Annotated in this window: 13 protein-coding genes; 10 read left to right on the top strand and 3 right to left on the bottom strand. The window is 67.3% G+C overall.

The window, feature by feature from the left end; genetic code table 11:
• The first annotated feature begins 126 nt into the window (after positions 1-126).
• From ICN82_RS07200 to ICN82_RS07180, 5 genes are all read left to right on the top strand, one after another.
• The gene (locus tag ICN82_RS07200) at positions 127-1,170 is read left to right on the top strand and encodes a LacI family DNA-binding transcriptional regulator (RefSeq protein ID WP_193181225.1); all 1,044 of its coding nucleotides are present in this window, start codon (positions 127-129) and stop codon (positions 1,168-1,170) included.
• Positions 1,171-1,359: 189 nt separating this feature from the next.
• A complete protein-coding gene (katG, locus tag ICN82_RS07195) occupies positions 1,360-3,537 on the top strand; it encodes a catalase/peroxidase HPI (protein ID WP_193181222.1) in 2,178 nt (725 codons plus the stop codon).
• A gap of 91 nt (positions 3,538-3,628) precedes the next feature.
• Positions 3,629-4,354 carry an energy-coupling factor ABC transporter ATP-binding protein gene (locus tag ICN82_RS07190; protein WP_193181211.1) on the top strand — a complete coding sequence of 242 codons (726 nt, stop codon included), beginning with the start codon at positions 3,629-3,631 and terminating at the stop codon, positions 4,352-4,354.
• Positions 4,335-4,940: an energy-coupling factor transporter transmembrane component T family protein gene (locus ICN82_RS07185; RefSeq protein WP_193181209.1), complete on the top strand. Its 606-nt coding sequence runs from the start codon at positions 4,335-4,337 to the stop codon at positions 4,938-4,940. The genes ICN82_RS07190 and ICN82_RS07185 overlap by 20 nt, the downstream gene beginning before the upstream one ends.
• Positions 4,941-4,958: 18 nt before the next feature.
• Entirely contained in the window at positions 4,959-5,504 is a 546-nt protein-coding gene (locus tag ICN82_RS07180) for a biotin transporter BioY (RefSeq protein ID WP_193181207.1), read from the top strand.
• A gap of 38 nt (positions 5,505-5,542) precedes the next feature.
• On the opposite strand, the gene ICN82_RS07175 is transcribed toward ICN82_RS07180, so the two are convergent.
• The gene (locus tag ICN82_RS07175; RefSeq protein ID WP_193181197.1) at positions 5,543-6,802 is read right to left on the bottom strand and encodes a replication initiation protein; all 1,260 of its coding nucleotides are present in this window, start codon (positions 6,800-6,802) and stop codon (positions 5,543-5,545) included.
• Positions 6,803-7,401: 599 nt separating this feature from the next.
• Here ICN82_RS07175 and ICN82_RS07170 point away from each other — a divergent pair.
• The 4 genes from ICN82_RS07170 to ICN82_RS07155 all read left to right on the top strand — a co-directional run bounded on the left by ICN82_RS07170 (position 7,402) and on the right by ICN82_RS07155 (position 13,451).
• Positions 7,402-8,772: an AAA family ATPase gene (locus ICN82_RS07170; RefSeq protein WP_193181195.1), complete on the top strand. Its 1,371-nt coding sequence runs from the start codon at positions 7,402-7,404 to the stop codon at positions 8,770-8,772.
• Positions 8,769-9,848: a ParB/RepB/Spo0J family partition protein gene (locus ICN82_RS07165; RefSeq protein ID WP_193181194.1), complete on the top strand. Its 1,080-nt coding sequence runs from the start codon at positions 8,769-8,771 to the stop codon at positions 9,846-9,848. Before ICN82_RS07170 ends, ICN82_RS07165 begins: the two co-directional genes overlap by 4 nt.
• A gap of 167 nt (positions 9,849-10,015) precedes the next feature.
• The gene (locus ICN82_RS07160; RefSeq protein ID WP_193181193.1) at positions 10,016-12,592 is read left to right on the top strand and encodes a phosphoenolpyruvate carboxylase; all 2,577 of its coding nucleotides are present in this window, start codon (positions 10,016-10,018) and stop codon (positions 12,590-12,592) included.
• A 79-nt stretch (positions 12,593-12,671) separates the two neighbouring features.
• Entirely contained in the window at positions 12,672-13,451 is a 780-nt protein-coding gene (locus tag ICN82_RS07155) for a DeoR/GlpR family DNA-binding transcription regulator (RefSeq protein WP_193181192.1), read from the top strand.
• 16 nt (positions 13,452-13,467) lie between these two features.
• Here ICN82_RS07155 and ICN82_RS07150 read toward each other — a convergent pair whose 3' ends face one another.
• Both ICN82_RS07150 and ICN82_RS07145 read right to left on the bottom strand, forming a co-directional pair.
• On the bottom strand, positions 13,468-14,793 hold the full coding sequence (locus tag ICN82_RS07150; protein ID WP_193181191.1) for an aspartate aminotransferase family protein: 1,326 nt from the start codon (positions 14,791-14,793) through the stop codon (positions 13,468-13,470).
• Positions 14,790-15,830: a phosphotransferase enzyme family protein gene (locus ICN82_RS07145; protein WP_193181190.1), complete on the bottom strand. Its 1,041-nt coding sequence runs from the start codon at positions 15,828-15,830 to the stop codon at positions 14,790-14,792. Before ICN82_RS07145 ends, ICN82_RS07150 begins: the two co-directional genes overlap by 4 nt.
• A 158-nt stretch (positions 15,831-15,988) precedes the next feature.
• Between ICN82_RS07145 and ICN82_RS07140 the strand changes: the two genes are divergently transcribed.
• Entirely contained in the window at positions 15,989-17,122 is a 1,134-nt protein-coding gene (locus ICN82_RS07140) for an ABC transporter substrate-binding protein (RefSeq protein ID WP_193181187.1), read from the top strand.
• The last annotated feature ends 21 nt before the right edge of the window (positions 17,123-17,143 follow it).

Below are 17,143 nucleotides of genomic sequence, written 5' to 3'. Positions count from 1 at the left end.
CGTTTACATTTTGCGAAACTTGTCTTTCCAGTCGCTTTGTAAACGATTACATGCATCATTTACGAAGTGAGATTCGAGTCAATACACAGCTTGCCGCGCGGGGCGGGTTTCAGCCGGGACAGAAAGATGACGCAGCAGAAGCCAGTGAGGATCGTCGATGTCGCCCGCGCCGCTGGGGTGTCGGTGGCCACGGTCAGCCGCACGCTGAGCAATCCGCAGGTGGTCAACGAGGCCACCCGCCAGACCGTATTCGAGGCGATCCGCAGCACCGGCTACCGGGTCAATCGCGCGGCGCGCAACCTGCGCATGCAGCGCGCCGGCGCGGTGCTGGTGATGGTGCCCGATCTGGGCAACCCGTTCTTCTCGCAGGTTCTGGCCGGGATCAGCGCCGGCTTCGCCGAAAGCGACCACGCCGTGCTGATCGCCGATACCGCCGGGCAGGATGCCGGGGCCATCGTGGACCATTATTTCCGCGACGGGCGGATCGACGGGCTGATCTGCCTTGATGCCGGGATCCGCGCGGAGGATCTCGCCCGGCTGGCGGCGCAGGGGATCGGCGACCGCATCGTCTTTGCCTGCGAATGGATCGAGGGCACGGGCTTCGCCTCGGTGCGCTGCGACAATGAAGGCGGCGCGAGGCTGGCCATGGAGTACCTTCACGGACTGGGCCATCGCGCCATCGCCCATCTGACCGGACCCGCGGGCAATGTCCTGACCCATGTGCGGCGCGCGGCGATGCAGGCCGAACGCCGCCGGCTGGACCTGCCCGCCCGGCCGGAATGGATTATCCGCGGCGATTTCTCCCTGGCCTCGGGCGAGGCGGCCGCACGGCAGATCCTGGCGATGGACCATCGCCCCACGGCGGTGTTCTGCGCCTCGGACATGGGCGCCTTCGGGCTGATCGCCGGGCTGATCGAGGGCGGGCTGCGCGTGCCGCAGGACATTTCCGTCATCGGCTTCGACGATATCGAGCTGGCCGGACATTTCCTGCCCTCGCTGACCACGATCCGCCAGGACCGCCGCCGCATCGGCGAGACCGCGGCGGAATTGCTGCGCGCCCGGCTGGACCGCGCCGACAGCCGCCCGCTGCCCGAGAACCGGCTGCGCCGCATCGGAGTGGAGTTGATGCTGCGCGGCAGCACCGGTCCCGCGCCCCGGTCTATATCATGATTTCCTGATGACAGTTTCATGTCGTGATCAGTCAAGCTGATCGATGACCCAAGAAATTACGATGTGATTCCGCGGCCGGGCTTGGCTAGGGTGATCTCAACGGGAGGCAAGGGCGCCGCCGCAGCGTGACGCCACGCCGCGCGGCAGCCTCCGCGTGACGAGATACCAGCATACCGCCAGGAGGACACCATGGACGGAAACGACATCAAGATGACCGGGAAATGCCCGGTCATGCATGGCTCCAACACGGCCAGCGGCACATCGGTCATGGACTGGTGGCCGAATGCGCTGAACCTGGACATCCTGCATCAGCATGACACCAAGACCAACCCGATGGGCGAGGCCTTCGACTATCGCGAGGCGCTGAAGGATCTGGATGTCGAGGCGCTGAAGGCCGATCTGCGCGCGCTGATCACCACCAGCCAGGACTGGTGGCCCGCCGACTGGGGCAGCTATGTCGGCATGTTCGCCCGCGTTGCCTGGCACGCGGCCGGGTCCTACCGCCTGGCCGATGGCCGCGGCGGCGGCGGCACCGGCAACCAGCGCTTCGCGCCGCTCAACAGCTGGCCGGACAACGTCAATACCGACAAGGGCCGCCGCCTGCTGTGGCCGATCAAGAAGAAATACGGCAACAAGATCAGCTGGGCCGACCTGATGATCCTGTCGGGCACCATCGCCTACGAGGTCGCCGGGCTGAAGACCTTCGGCTTCGCCTTCGGCCGCGAGGATATCTGGCACCCCGAGAAGGACATCTACTGGGGCGCGGAAAAGGAATGGCTGGCCCCGTCGGATGGGCGCTATGACGATGTCTCGAAGCCCGAGACGATGGAAAACCCGCTGGCTGCCGTCCAGATGGGCCTGATCTACGTCAATCCCGAGGGCGTGAACGGCAAGTCCGATCCGCTGGCCACCGCCGCGCAGATGCGCGAGACCTTCGCGCGGATGGCGATGAATGACGAGGAAACCGTCGCGCTGACCGCCGGCGGGCACACGATCGGCAAGTGCCACGGCAATGGCGACCCCGCCGACCTGAGCCCCGATCCCGAGGCCGCGGGCCCCGAATACCAGGGCATCGGCTGGATGAACACCAAGGGCCGCGGCATCGGCCGGGACACGGTCGTCTCGGGGATCGAGGGCGCCTGGACCAGCAACCCGACCCAGTGGGACATGGGCTATTTCGACATGCTCTTCGGGCATGAATGGGAGCTGCGCAAATCGCCCGCCGGTGCCACCCAGTGGATGCCCGTGGAGATCGACGAGGCCGACATGCCCGCCGATGTCGAAGACCCGGCCATCCGGACGCTGCCGATCATGACCGATGCGGACATGGCGCTGCGCCTGGACCCGACCTATAACGCGATCTGCCAGAAATTCATCGCCGATCCGGCCTATTTCTCGGAAACCTTCGCCCGCGCCTGGTTCAAGCTGACCCATCGCGACATGGGACCGAAGGCGCGCTATGTCGGACCCGACGTGCCGCAGGAAGACCTCATCTGGCAGGATCCCATTCCGGCAGGCCCCACCGGATACGACGTCGCGGCCCTGAAGGCGGCGATTGCCGGGTCCGGCCTGACCATGCAGGACATGGTCGCCACGGCCTGGGACAGCGCGCGGACCTATCGCGGCTCGGACATGCGCGGCGGCGCCAATGGCGCGCGCATCCGGCTGGCGCCCCAGAAGGACTGGGCGGCCAACGAGCCCGAGCGCCTGGCCCGCGTCCTGTCGGTTCTGGAACCTCTGGCCGCCACGCATGGCGCCTCCGTCGCGGACACGATCGTCCTGGCGGGGAACCTCGCGGTGGAACAGGCGGCAGAAGCGGCCGGCGTTCCGCTGGAGCTGCCCTTCGCACCGGGGCGCGGCGATGCAACGGACGAGATGACCGATGCGCCGAGCTTCGACGCGCTGGAGCCGCTGGCCGACGGGTTCCGCAACTTCCTTAAGACCGACTACGTGGTCAGCCCCGAGGAGATGATGCTGGACCGGGCGCAGCTGATGGGCCTGACCGCCCGCGACATGGTCGTGCTGACCGGCGGGCTGCGGATGATGGGGGCCAATCACGGCGGCACGGCGCATGGCGTCTTCACCGACCGGCCCGGCGCGCTGAGCCAAGACTTCTTCGTCACCCTCACCGACATGGCCTATTCCTGGGTCCCGGTCGGGGACGGGCTGTATGAAATCCGCGACCGGGCGACCGGGGCGGCGAAGTTCACCGCCACCCGCGCCGACCTGGTCTTCGGCTCGAACTCGATCCTGCGCGGCTATGCCGAGCTTTATGCCCAGGATGACACCGGCGCGAAATTCGTCGCCGATTTCGCCGATGCCTGGACGCGGGTCATGATGGCCGACCGCTTCGACCTGAAGGCCTGAGCCCCTGCCCTCCCCGCGCGGATGCCGCGCGGGGAGGATCCCCCAAGCGCAAGCTTGACATTCACGCGGTTTTGCGGCCCTTCCGGCTGCCGTGAGGACAAGCGGACCATCATCCATCGCGATCGACGCGCTGCGCTGCCGGCTGGGCGAGCGGGAGGTCATCTGCGGCATCGACCTGCTGCTGCAGGACCGCCGGATCGGCATCCTGGGCCGCAACGGTTCGGGCAAGTCCACCCTGGCCCGCGCGATGGCCGGGCTGATCGATCCGGCCTCGGGCAGGGTTACGATCGATGGCGCGGACATCGCCCGCGACCGGCGCGCCGCCCTGGCGAAGGTCGGCATCCTGTTCCAGAATCCCGAACATCAGATCATCTTTCCCACCGTGCTGGAGGAAGTCCGCTTCGGCCTGGAGCAGATGGGCCATCCGAAACCCGAAGCCGCGCGCCGCGCCCGGGCGGCGCTGAAACGGTTCGGGCGCGGCGACTGGGGCGGGCGCAGCACCGCCGCGCTGAGCCAGGGACAGAAACACCTTCTGTGCCTGATCAGCCTCCTGGCGATGGAACCTGCCGTTCTGATCCTCGACGAACCCTTTTCCGGGCTCGACATTCCGACGGAACGCGCATTGCGCCGGGTGCTGGCGTCCTATCCCGGCACACTGGTGCAGATCACCCACGATCCGCAGGTCGTCGCCGGCTATGAACGCGTCCTTTGGATCGAGGCGGGCGGGCTGCGGGCCGACGGGCCCCCCGGGCAGGTCATCCCGGACTACCTGGCCGAGATGACGGCGGAGGGTGCCGATGCTTTCGCTGACCTCTGAGATCCGCACGCCCTTCCACGCGGTTCCCGCCGGGGCGAAGCTGGCGGCGCTGGCCGTCCTGTCGGTCGCGACCTTCTCCATTTCCGCGCCCGCGCTGATGCTGCTGCCGCTGACCGGGACGGCGCTGCTCTACCTGTGCGGCGGACTGCGCTTTGCCCGCGCCGGGCTGAGGGCGCTGCGCCCGCTCTGGCCGTTCCTGGCCCTCCTGGCGATCTGGCACGGCCTCAGCCGGGACCTGGGCAACGGGGCGCTGCTTGGGGGGCGGCTCCTGTCGACGGTCGCGCTGGCGAATCTCGTCACCATGACCACCCGGCTGGAAGACATGATCGCAATGATGAGCCGGATCCTGGCGCCCCTCGCCTGGCTGGGGGTCCGGCCCGGGCGCATCGCCTTCGCCATCGGCCTGGTGCTGCGGCTGACCCCCGTTCTGCTGGACCGGGGGCGACAGCTGTCGATGTCCTGGCGGGCGCGGGCCCGGCGGCGGCGCCCCGGATGGCAGATCGTCCTGCCGCTCTGCCTGAGCGCGCTGGACGATGCCGACCACATCGCCGAGGCCGTGCGGGCCCGCGGCGGCATTCCCGACTGACCTGACACGAGGATCACAATGGATCGCGACCTGATCATGACCGCCCTTTTCGCCGCGCTGATCGCGGCGCTCGGGCTCATCCCTTCCGTTACCCTGATCTCGGGGGTGCCGATTTCCGCCCAGAGCCTCGGCGTCATGCTGGCCGGTGTCGTGCTTGGTGCGCGGCGCGGCGCGATGGCGGCGGCACTGGTGGTGCTGATGGTGGCGCTCGGCCTGCCCCTCCTGGCGGGCGGTCGCGGCGGGATCGGCGTCTTTGCCGGGCCGACCGTCGGGTTCCTGCTGGGGTGGATCCCGGCCGCCTTCGTCGCAGGATGGGTGATGGAACGTGCCCGCCGCCTGCCGGTGCTTGCCGCGGGCACGTTCGCCGCCGTGCTGGGCGGAGTGGTCGTGCTCTATGTGCCCGGCATCCTGGGCATGGCGCTGGTGCTGAGGAAATCGCTGCCCGAGGCCGCCGGGTTCGCCCTGCCCTTCATTCCCGGCGACCTGCTGAAAGCCGTGGTCGCAGGCGCGCTTGCCTCGGCGCTGAACAAGGCACGGGCCGGGGCGCTTCTGTCGCGCGCGTGACGGCCTGCCGGGGCGTCACGCGCGCGAGACGCCCGGGATCAGAATGCATCCCGGTCGGGAAGTCCCTCGGGGATGAGCCCGGACCAGAACCCGTGAATCCGAGCGAAGATGCCCCGCGCCTGCCAGCCGTAGCGGCGGAACTGACCGCGTTCGAATTCATCCTCAAGTCCCGTCTCGAACCTGTCCCGGATGGCCTTGCGGCTGACGCTGCTGCGCTTTTCCAGGTTGGCCTCGATCGCCTCCAGGCAGGCCCGCCGCCATCGCGCCTCGGCCGCCTGGTCCCGGTCGCGCTGCGACTCCTCCATCTCGGGAGCCCCTGACAGGCGGGGCCCCGGCTCTGCGGCCGGGGCGGGACCGGGCCCGGGATCCGAACGGCGGTAATCGCCGTTGATCGCGGCGGTCAGGTAGCCGGCCGGGGTCTTGCGCACCCTGCCCCGGCGCCGTTCCTCCTCGACGAAATCGAGTTTCCCGGCGACATAGGCTTCGCCATGTTCCGCGATCCAGCGTTGCGCCAGCCGTCCGGAAATGCCGTTCTCGATCAGCCGGCCATAGGCCCCGGACTTGCGCAGCGCATCGTCATCGCCGAGATCGAACAAGGTCTCCTGCCCGTTGCGCGAGATCAGGAAGCGGATGAACTTCACCTTGCGGCTTTCCCGCCGCGTCTCGGCGACAAGAGAAATGTCCGAGACGGCATTGACCTCCTTCACGGCGGGCTTGACGATCTTGGCATTCAGCTTGGAGAAATCCTCGTAATAGGCGCTGTCATCCACCCCCATGAGCCGCCGGAAGACGTCGATTTCCCACCAGCCGGTGGAGCCCGTGCGCACGAAGCGGAAGCAATTCTCGTAGAGCGCCAGCGCATGGCCGGAGGTGAAATTCCTCTGGATGCGCATGTTGATCATCGAGAAGACGGACGGGTCGTAGAGTTTGGCCGCCAGCGGCGCGGCATAGGCATATTCGCAGACTCCGCCCGCAAGCTTGGCATAGGAAATCAGCGAGGAGACCCCCCATTCCTCCTGCCCGTCATCGCCCAGCATGTTCCATTCGGCCGTGGTTTCGGCCAGGGCCCGCAACGCCGCCTTCAGCGTGTCCCGGTCGCGCGAAGCATAGCCCGACATGGCGCAGAGGGTCTCCGCGTCGATGCGATGGGAGGATTTGGTCGTCAGGTCATCATAGGCATGCAGCAGCAGGCAATTGGACAACTTGCGCTGGAGCAGGGTCAGCTTGCCGCCGATATGAATGGCGGCGACATGCTTGCGCAGGCTTTCGCGTTCGGTGATCTGGCGGAATTCGGTCATCAGGCGACTCGGCAGGATGGCGGTGACAGGACGGATGCCCTTCACTGGTCCGAAACCGACCCGCCTGTCAAGGAAGACGGGTTTGTCTGGAGTCGACACCCGGCACGCAGACGGGTTGTTTACGTCGATTCCCTTCACGCAAACGGGTCGGTTTGGCGGAAAAGAAGCAGTCATGCGGACAGGAAGCACGCCGTATATCGGGCAAAAGCGCCCGATGCGAGTCGAAAATGCCCGGTTTGGGAAGATAATCCGCGCTGCACGTGAAGGGGTGGGTTTCATCACGGAGACGGGTAGGTTCAGTCACGCAAACGGGTTGGTATAAGACCGAAGATGGGTAGGGTTCGACATGCATCCGGGTTCCGGATTGCCGCCATCCCTCTGATATTAATAGATTTACGCGATCACAAAGTTCCTAAATAACTGAAAGGGATTCATAGTTTGGTGACTGCTTTTTCCTTTCTCGGGTTTCATGAAATCCACCACCGACCGTCTCGCACGCGTGACAGGGTCGAAATTTCGGGGTATGACTCGCTGCAGGCAGGGTGTTCGCGGAAGATGCGGATAGTTGCCTGAAACAGGAACATCGAGACGGATCGAAAATGAGCAGTCAAGCGCCGTCCACCAGTCTGCAGCCCATCGATCCGGCGCAGGCCCTGGCTGACCTTCCTCCCCGCGTGACCACAGACCGCTTCACCGTTGCAGCGGAAATCTGCATGCGGGCCCGCGATGACCTGGCCCGCCGCGGCTACAAGCCGGATGGCGAAAAGCAGCTGCGGCTGTTCGGGATCTGGGAGATCACGACCTACATGATCCCCGTCTCTGCGCAACATTTCCGCCGTGTCCTCAAGGCCCATCCCGACCTGCCGCAGGGCGTCTCCGAAAAACCGGGCGGAACGAAGATGTTCACGCTTGAAGAGGTCAACACGATCCGGGATTTCCTGGAGCAGGAAGGTCAGCAGGGCAAGGGATATCGTCCCTATCGCCCCGGCAACAGCCCGGCCAAGATCGTTTCCGTATGCAATTTCAAGGGCGGCGTCGCCAAGACGACCACGGGCGCCCATCTGGCCATGGCGGCGGCGCTGGACGGGTATCGCGTGCTGGTGATCGACCTGGACAGCCAGGCCAGCATGTCGACCATGTTCGGCACCCTGGCCCGCGACGAAGCCCAGACAGCCTATGCAGTCATGGCCCGCCATCGGGCCCGTCACGTCGCTGCCGCCATGGGAATCGACGACTATGACAGCCCGGAGCTTGACGAGGATATCCGCGACGCCGCGAAGGTGACGGCAGATGACGTGATCTTCGGCACGCATTGGCCGACCATCGATATCCTGCCTGCGCAGCTGAACCTCTACTGGGCGGAATTCCAGGTGCCGGTCTGGATGCAGACCCATCGCAGCTGGCAGTTCTGGGACGCGCTCGAAGGGTTCCTGCGCGACGAGGGGCTGCTGTCGGATTACGACATCATCCTCATCGACACCCCGCCGGCGCTTGGCTACCTGACGATCAACGCGCTGTCGGCGGCGGATATCCTGCTGATTCCGGTCGGGGCGAGCTTCATCGAATTCGATTCGACGGGGCGGTTCTTCGACATGCTGTACACCACCTTCGCGTCGATCGAGGACAGCATGGCGCGGGTATCGGACTCTGCGCCGAAATTCTCCTGGGATGCGGTGCAGGTGCTGCTGACCCGCTATGACGAGGCGCAGCAGGCCGAGCTGGCCAATGTGATCCAGGTCTATCTGGACGATTTCGTCGCCCAGCACCGGCAGGAATTCACGGCACTCGTGGGGCAGGCCGGCGAGCGCGTCTCGGGCATCTACGAGGCCAGCCACGGGGATTTCAACCGCGACACCTACCGGCGCGGGCGCGAGACCTTCGATCGCTGTTACCATGAGGTCAAGAAGCTGCTGATCGGCTGCTGGGAACGCGACCGCATCGAGGCCGAGGCACGGGAGGCCGCAGAATGAGCCGCAAGCGTCTGGGATCCATTGATCGCGACACCATCCGCGAGATGCGCGAGGGGGCCGAGAAATCCGCCGCCGAGCGGCGCGACATGGCGGCGGGCATGGCGCCGCCCATCGGCAAGGTGGCCGGCTCTGCCGCCGCGCAGGTGGAAGAGGAAATCCGCAAGCTGCGGCGCGAGAATTCGGGGCTGCGTGCCGATAGCGAAACCCTGGCCGGCGCGCGCGATGACGGCCGGGTGGTGGAGCTGGTGCCGCTGGAACGGATCGACCTGCATGCCCTGGCACGGGACAGGCGGATGCTGGATCGCGACGGAGAGGCCTGGGCCGAACTGAAGGGCTCCATCGCTGCGCGCGGACAGCAGGTGCCGGTGGAACTGGGGCCGGAGGCCGACGGGTCCTGGCGGCTGATCAGCGGCTATCGCCGGGTCAGCGTGCTGCGCGAGCTCTACGAGGAAACCGGCGATCCGAAATTCTCGCAGGTGCGGGCGCTGATCCGCAGCCGCCGCGAGACCCTGGGCGACATGCTGGCGATGATCGAGGAGAACGAGATCCGCCAGGATGTCAGCTTCTATGAACGGGGGCGGATCTGCTGCCTGGCGGCAGAACAGGGGATCTGCGACGGCATCGAGGAGGCGATCCAGGCGCTGTTCCCGAATTCCAGCCGCAACCGGCGCTACAAGATCCGCAACTTCACCGTGATCCACGCGGTGTTCGGGCCCTACCTGGATTACCCCGAGGCGATCGGCGAGAGGCTGGGCGCAAGGCTGGCCCAGGCGGTGAAGGACGGACGGGAGGCCGAGCTGATCGCTGTCCTGTCGGACCGGGACGCGAAGTTCCCCGGGCCGGCGGAAGAGCTGGCGGTGCTGGAGGCCTTCGTGGCGGGCAGGGGGGCCTTCGGCGCGGCCCGTCCCGACAGGCCCGCGCCGCTTGTGGCCGACTGGCAGGGGCAGGGCGTGTCGATCCGGGCCAGCGCGCGGGATGGCAAGCTGGTCCTGACGCTGGAAGGCTGCGCTGATCTGGATGAGGCTGGTCTGCGCGCCATGCTGGAGCGGGTCGGCAGCAGCCTGCAGGAAAGCTGAGCGTCCCTGCGTCACGCATGCGAGACGCCGCGGAATGCGACGGAACCGTGAACATGCCGCATTGCAGAACGCGGTTTGGGCGCTAACATCTCGAAATCACGAGGCTTGGCCTCGTCAGGAGCCCTGCGGGCGAGGCGCGGGGAGGTCACGGGTAACGAGGGTCCGACATGGAAAACGTCGCTGCGGCGCAGTCGCTGAACACGCTGGTCTCCGATCTGGGAGATCTGCTCGGGGAAATCATCCGCGAACAGGAAGGCGACCGGACCTTCTCGCTGGTGGAGACCCTCAGGCGCCGGTCGATCAGCCACTACCGTTCGGGCCTGGTCGAGCTGCGCGCCGAGCTTCGCAACCTGATCGGCGAGAACGATGCAGAGGAAATCGGCAAGGTCCTGCGCGCCTTCACCCTGTTCCTGCATCTGGCCAATATCGCGCAGGGCGTGGTCAATGGCGACTCCTCCGCCGCGCGGGGCGATCTCGGAAAGGCGCTGGCACGTCTCGACCCGAAGACCCGCGAGAACCTGTCCGTGGGGATCGTGCTGACCGCGCATCCGACGGAGATCCGCCGCCAGAGCGTCATCGATATCGAGGGACGCATCGCCGGGCTGATGGGCCGCGACGGCACGATCCGCGACCGCCGCGCGCTCAAGCGCGAAGTGTTGACCGTCTGGCTGACCGAACTTGCGCGGCGCGAGAAGCTGCGCGTGCAGAACGAGATCGACAATGGCGTTTCGGTCGCCTCGCGCTCCATCCTGCCCGCGATGATGGCGGTGCAGACCGAGGTGGAGCGGTTCTTCGGCGGCGATCCCGCGCTGCCCAAGCCGATGTTCTCGCTGGGCACCTGGATCGGCGGCGACCGCGACGGCAACCCCTTCGTGACGCGGGAGGTCTTCGATTACGCCGTCGCCCAGCAGCAAAGCGCGCTGTTCGGATATTACCAGCGCGAGCTTGATCTGCTGGCGCGGGAATTGCCGGTCTCGGACCGGTTCGTCCAGCTGTCGCCGGCGCTGCAGGAGCTGCTGTCGCGCGAACCCAAGCTGGCCGATCCCTATCGCGAAGGCGAACCCTTCCGCCGGGCGATCCACCATATCCGGACCCGATTGGAGGAAACGGAGACCGGCGGGCCGCAGGCCTATCCGGGGGCCGGGGATTTCACGGCCGACCTGGAAACCCTGACCGAGGCGCTGGAGACGGCGCAGGCCGCCGTCATCGCCGAGGGCCGGCTGGCCGAATTGCGCGCCACGGTGGCCATGGTGGGGTTCCACTTCTTCACCATCGACCTGCGGCAGAACTCGCGCATCCATGAACGCACCGTCGCCGAGATCCTGACGGCGACCGGCATCACAGACGGCTACGCGGAAATGGACGAGGCGGCGCGCGCCGCCTTCCTGTCGGACCTGCTGCTGAAGCCGGTGCCGGAATTCGACCCCGCCGCCCTGTCGGAGGAGGCGCAGCGCGAACTGGGCATCTTCGCCACCGTGGCAGCCGCGCGCAGCCGGTTGGGCGCGGGACTGGTGCGCTATTCGATCGTGTCGAATACCGAGAGCGTCGCCGACATCCTGGAAATCTCCTGGCTGCTGCGGCTGCATGGCTGTTTCGGCGAGGACGTGGCCGAGCCGATCCTGCCGGTGCCGCTGTTCGAGACGATCGAGGATCTGCGCGTCTCGGTGCCGATCATGCAGGCGCTCTACGCGGTGCCGGCCTATGCGGCGGCGATGAAGGCGACCCGCGCCGAGATCATGCTGGGCTATTCCGACAGCAACAAGGATGGCGGCATCGTCACCGCGCGCTGGGAGGTGTGGAAGGCCGAGGCGGCGCTGACGGAACTGTTCGAGGGGTTCGGGCAGGGCGTGGCCTTCTTCCACGGGCGCGGCGGTTCCGTGGGGCGCGGCGGCGGTGCGACCCGCGACGCGATCCTGGCGCAGCCGCGCGGCAAGCTGGCCCGCGGCTTCCGGCTGACCGAACAGGGCGAGGTCATCTCCAAGCGCTACGAGACCACCGACCAGGCGATCATGCGGTTCTGCGAACTGGGCCAGGGCCTGGCCGAGGCCGAGGCGGCCGGCGAATTCGCGCGGCCCGCGACCCATTTCGTCAATGTCATGGAGGCCATGTCCGAGGCGGCGTTCCAGCGCTACCGCTCGCTGACCACGGCTGACCGGTTCCTGACCTATTTCCGCGAGGCGACGGTGATCGACCACATCGCCTCGCTGAACATGGGATCGCGCCCGGTGTCGCGTTCGACGCTGGACAAGCTGTCGGATCTGCGGGCGATCCCCTGGGTCTTCTCCTGGGCGCAGACGCGGCACAACCTGCCCGGCTGGTTCGGCTTCGGCACGGCGATCCGTCAGGCCGGGGGCTCCATGGCGCAGCTGGAGGAGATGTATCGCAGCTGGACCACCTTCCGCAGCCTCGTGGACAGCGTGGTGATGGTTCTGGCCAAGGCGGATATCGAGATCGCCGGCGCCTATGCCGACCTGGTGGAGGACAAGGCGCTCAAGGCGTCGATCTTCGGGCTGATCCGCGAGGAATGGCAGATCACCATGGAAATGGCCGAGGCGATCACCGGCCGCCGCCCGCCCGAGACCGATCCCGACTTCCTGCTGCGCAAGGCCTATCTGGACCCGCTGCATTTCGGCCAGATCGACCTTCTGGCGCGGATCCGGAAGGAGCCGCAGAATGCCGATCTGCAGGATGCGCTGAAGATCTCGATCAACGGCATCGCCTCGGGACTGCAAAGCACCGGCTGATGCCGCCCTTTGCGCATCGTCCGCGGGCAGGGCATAAGGTTCCGGCGCATGATGCGCCGGAGCGAAGGATGGCTGCGCCTTGAAACCGACGAAACGCGATCTCCGCCAGAGCCGGATCCTCGCGACGCTGGCGGATGCCCCGATGCTGCGGGTCAAGGCGCTGGCCTCGGCGCTGGAGGTCACGACCGAGACGATCCGCCGGGACCTGGAGGAACTGGCCGAGCGCGGGCTGATCGCGCGGACCTATGGCGGGGCGATGCTGCGCGCGCCGTCCGAGCCGGTCCTGTCCAAGCGCGAAAGGCAGCTGGTCCCCGAACGCGAGGCCATCGCCCGCGCCGCGCAGCCGCGGCTGAAGCGGGCGCGCACGCTGATGATCGGCTCGGGGGCGACGACGGCGATCCTCGCGCGGCGCATCGCCTTCGAGATGACCGGCCTGACGGTCATCGCCCATAGTTTCGCGGTGGCCACCGCCCTGGCGCAGAACCCCACGATCCGCGTGCTGATGGTGCCCGGCGAATACCACCCGGAAGAGGGCGCGATGCATGGCGGCGCGGCGGTCCGGTTCCTGCAGGGCTATAGCGCCGACTGGACCATCCTGGGGGCCTCGGCGCTGTCCCCGGACGGGCCCAGCGATGCGCTGATCGAGGCGGGCGATGTCTATGCCACGATGCTGCGCCAGGGCGCGCGCAACATGATCGTGGCCGATCACACGAAATTCGACCGCATGGCCTCGGCCCGCTATGCCGGGTGGAGCGAGATCGACCTTCTGGTCAGCGACCACGCCCCCGAGGGACCGCTGGCGCGCGCGCTCGACCGCGGCGAGGTGGAGATGCTGGTGGCCCCGCCGCGGCAGGTCTGACGGCGGGGCAGGGGGCTCAGCCGCGCGCCTCGCGCAGCGCGGCCTCCAGCGCCCCGGCGAAGATCCCGGCCTCGTCCGCGCCCAGGCACAGGGGCGGGCGGATCTTGAGCGTGGCGCCATGGCGCCCCGCCGCCCCGATCAGGACCCCGCGCGCCCGCATTCCGTCGATCACCCGGACAGTCAGGTCGGGATCGGGGCGGCCGCCGCCGGGGGCGGCCAGGTCCAGGCCGATGAACAGCCCGGCACCGCGCAGCCCGGCGATGCGGTCGTCGCGCGCCGCGACCGACTGCAGCTGCTCCATCAGCCCGGCGCCGACCCGCAACGCATTTCCCTGCAGGTCTTCCTCCTCGATCACCTCCAGAACCGCGCGCCCGGCGGCGGCGGCCACGGGATTGCCTCCGAACGTGTTGAAATACCCCGTGCCCTCGCAGAAGGCGGCCAGGTCTGCGGGCCGCGCCGCCAGGGCCGCCATCGGAAAGCCGTTGCCCATGGGCTTGCCCATCGTGACCATGTCGGGCGCCAGGCCATGGCGTCCGAACCCCCAGAAGGCATCGCCGGTGCGGGCAAACCCGGGCTGGACCTCGTCGGCGATGATCCGGCCCCCGGCGGCGCGCACGGCCGCGGCCGCGGGGCGCAGGAACCCGGCCGGATCGGCGAAGATGCCGTCGGAGGAGAATATCGTGTCGACCAGCAGCGCGGCGGGCCGGATGCCGCGGCGGGCGAATTCCGCCAAGGCCGCCTCGATGCTGGCCAGGAAGCCCCCCGCGATGTCCGTGCCGTGATGCGCGCAGGAGGGCGGGGGAACGGCGATCACCCAGTCGGGCAGAGACCCGCGCCGCCGCGCCGAGGGCGAGGCTTCCGTCACCAGCGCCGTATTGCCGTGATAGGCCGTCTCGGTGACGATGATGCCGGTCCCGCCGGTGGCGGCCCGCGCCACGCGGATCGCCAGGTCGTTCGCCTCGCTGCCCGAGCAGGTCATGACGACATTTTCCAGCTCGGGCGGCAGGGTCGCCTTCAGCCGTTCCAGGTAGTCATCGACCACGTCCACGACATAGCGCGTGTGGATGTTCAGGCGCGCGATCTGTTCCGAGACGGCAGCGACCACGCGGGGATGGCAATGACCGACCGAGGGAACGTTGTTGTAGAAATCCAGGTAGCGCGTGCCGTCCTTCGCCACCATCCAGGCCCCCGCAGCCTCGGCCATCTCTATCGGCTGGCGGTAGAACAGCACGGAGGCCGCGCCGAGATTGGCCAGCCGCCGCTCGACGCTGTCGGTGCGGCTGTCGCCCGGGCGATAGGCGTTCATGTCGAGGATCGGGCGCATGGCGCCGCCGCCGGTCATGCCGAAGCTCCCAGATAGGCGCGGGCCATCTCCAGCGTGCCCTCGGTATAGGTGCCGTGACCCGCCTCGGCGGCGGTGGCCGTCTCGGCATGGCTGGCGATCCAGGCCGTCAGCAGAAGCCGGCGGAACATGATGAAATCGGGGATCATCGCCGCGTGTTCCTCCGCCAGCGGGCGGAGCTCGCGATACCCGTCCAGCCAGGCGGCCTGCAGCTCGGGCACGATCGGGTTGAGTTCATGGAAGGAAATCGCCGCGGCGAAGTCATAGACGAACCAGGAAAACCCGCAATCGTCGAAATCGATCACCCCCAGCGCCTCCTCGCGGGCCAGAAGGTTGGCAAGCCGCAGATCGGCATGGACCAGGCCGAACCGGTCCGGACCCTTGCCGTAGGCGTCCAGCCGCGTCTTCAGCCGGGCGCAGGCGCGCTCCAGCAGGTCCTGCCCCCCGGGGCCGAGCCCGATCGCTGCCCGCCAGTCCCCCCAGAGCGGCCGGGATCCGAAGGCGCTGTCGAAATCCCAGGTCTTGCGGGTGAAGGCCGGCGGCCGGGGCCAGGTTTCGGCATGGGCGTGCAGCCGCGCCGAGATCGCGCCCAGCAGGCGGAATCCCGGGACCAGCCCGGCATCGGCATCGGGTTCGGCCCCTTCCATGAATTCGAATGCCGCGACATGGCGCAGGTCGGCGCCGTCGCGGAACCGCCCCAGAAGCGCGCCGGAACGGGTCGGGACGGGGGCCGGCGTCTCCACTGCATCTGCCGCGCGCAATGCCTCGATCCAGGCCAGTTCCGACAGGATCTCGGCTTCCTGATGATAGTCCGGTCTGTGGACTCGAAGAATCAGAGGCCGGTCCCGCCGAGGATCCCGGGCGATGAATGTTGCGTTCTCGGAGACGGTCAACAGCGAAATCGTGGTCTCCGGACTCAGGTTCCATTCAGGAATCAGGGCGGAAAGCCCGTTGGTTAGGCGGTTTATGAACGCATCCTGGTAAAGCAAGGGCGGAAATCCTTCCGGTGGCGGAGCCGTAACGGTGCTTCGGGTCATTTAATCTGGAAGTTGCAACATTTTCCCTTGCGAGATCAAGAAACCTTTGGGAGCCTGACCCCAAGGCGCAGCCAGAGGCGCCATCGCGGACGGTGTGCCCGTCCGGTCCAAGATCAGCCGCAGCCCCGACTGCGCGTCCGACAGAGATGGAGACCCAGATGACGATTTCCCGACGGTCCTTCACCGCGGGGCTGGCCGCCCTCGGCGCCGCGCCCCTGATGCGTCCCGCCACCGCCCGCGCCGCGCGCGGCGACGAGCTGAACATCCTGTGCTGGGAAGGCTACAACACCGATGACGTCCTGGGCCCGTTCCGCGACCTGAACCCCGGCGCCACGGTGCGCGCGGAATCCGGGACCTCCGATCCGGACATGATCAACAAGCTGCGCGCCGGCGAGGTGAATGTCTGGGACCTGATCAACCTCAACCAGCCCTGGGCGCGCGGACAGCTCTATCCCTCGGGCCTGATCAAGCCGCTCGACAAGGAGCGGTTCATGCCGTTCTTCGAGAAGATGACGCCCGAATACGGCACGCCGCCCTATCCGCTGGCCTTTGCCGAGGATGGCGAGCTGATCGGCATGCCCCAGCGCTACGGCCCGTTCTCCTTCGTGGTGAACACCGACAAGATCAGCCGCGCCACGGCGGAGGAGCAGGGCTGGAAGCTGTTCCTCGACCCGGACATGGCCGGGCGCTACGGCATCCTGACCTATGACAACTGGAACCTGATCCACATGTGCCTGACGGCGGACCTGAACCCGTTCAAGCCGCTGGATGATGCCGGGTTCGAGACCTTCACCGATGTCGCGGCCAAGATCTTCGCGGGGTCCAAGATGATGAGCGACGATCTGGTCGCGATGAACACCGCGCTGATCAATGGCGAGATCGACGCCTATTTCACCGGTGGCACCTACACGGCCTCGCCCGCGCGGCTCGACGGGATGACCCAGATCCGGGCGATCACCCCGGCCTCGGGGCCGATCGACGGCAAGGGCGGCGTCGTCTGGGCCGAGCTGACCTCGCTGGTCAACAATCCCGACGCCTCGCCCCTGGCCTCCGATTTCCTGGAATTCGTCCAGAAGCCCGAGATCTGCAAGGCGGTGGGCTTTGCCGAGGGCACCTACAACCCGGTTGCGCAGATGGGCGATCCGGAGGTTTTCGCCCAATGGGACACGGACGAGCTGGACGCGATCCAGTGGGACAGCCTGGAGGAGGAATCCGCCAATTCGGTCGAGTACGATTCCGTCGCCGATTACGACCGGCTGATGGAAATCTACACCGCCGCGCGCCGCGGCTGACCTGTTCCGGGCCGCCTTGGC

It is taken from the genome of Mangrovicoccus algicola (assembly GCF_014903745.1).
Taxonomy (GTDB): domain Bacteria; phylum Pseudomonadota; class Alphaproteobacteria; order Rhodobacterales; family Rhodobacteraceae; genus Mangrovicoccus; species Mangrovicoccus algicola.
This window is presented reverse-complemented; position numbering and strand designations above follow the sequence as displayed.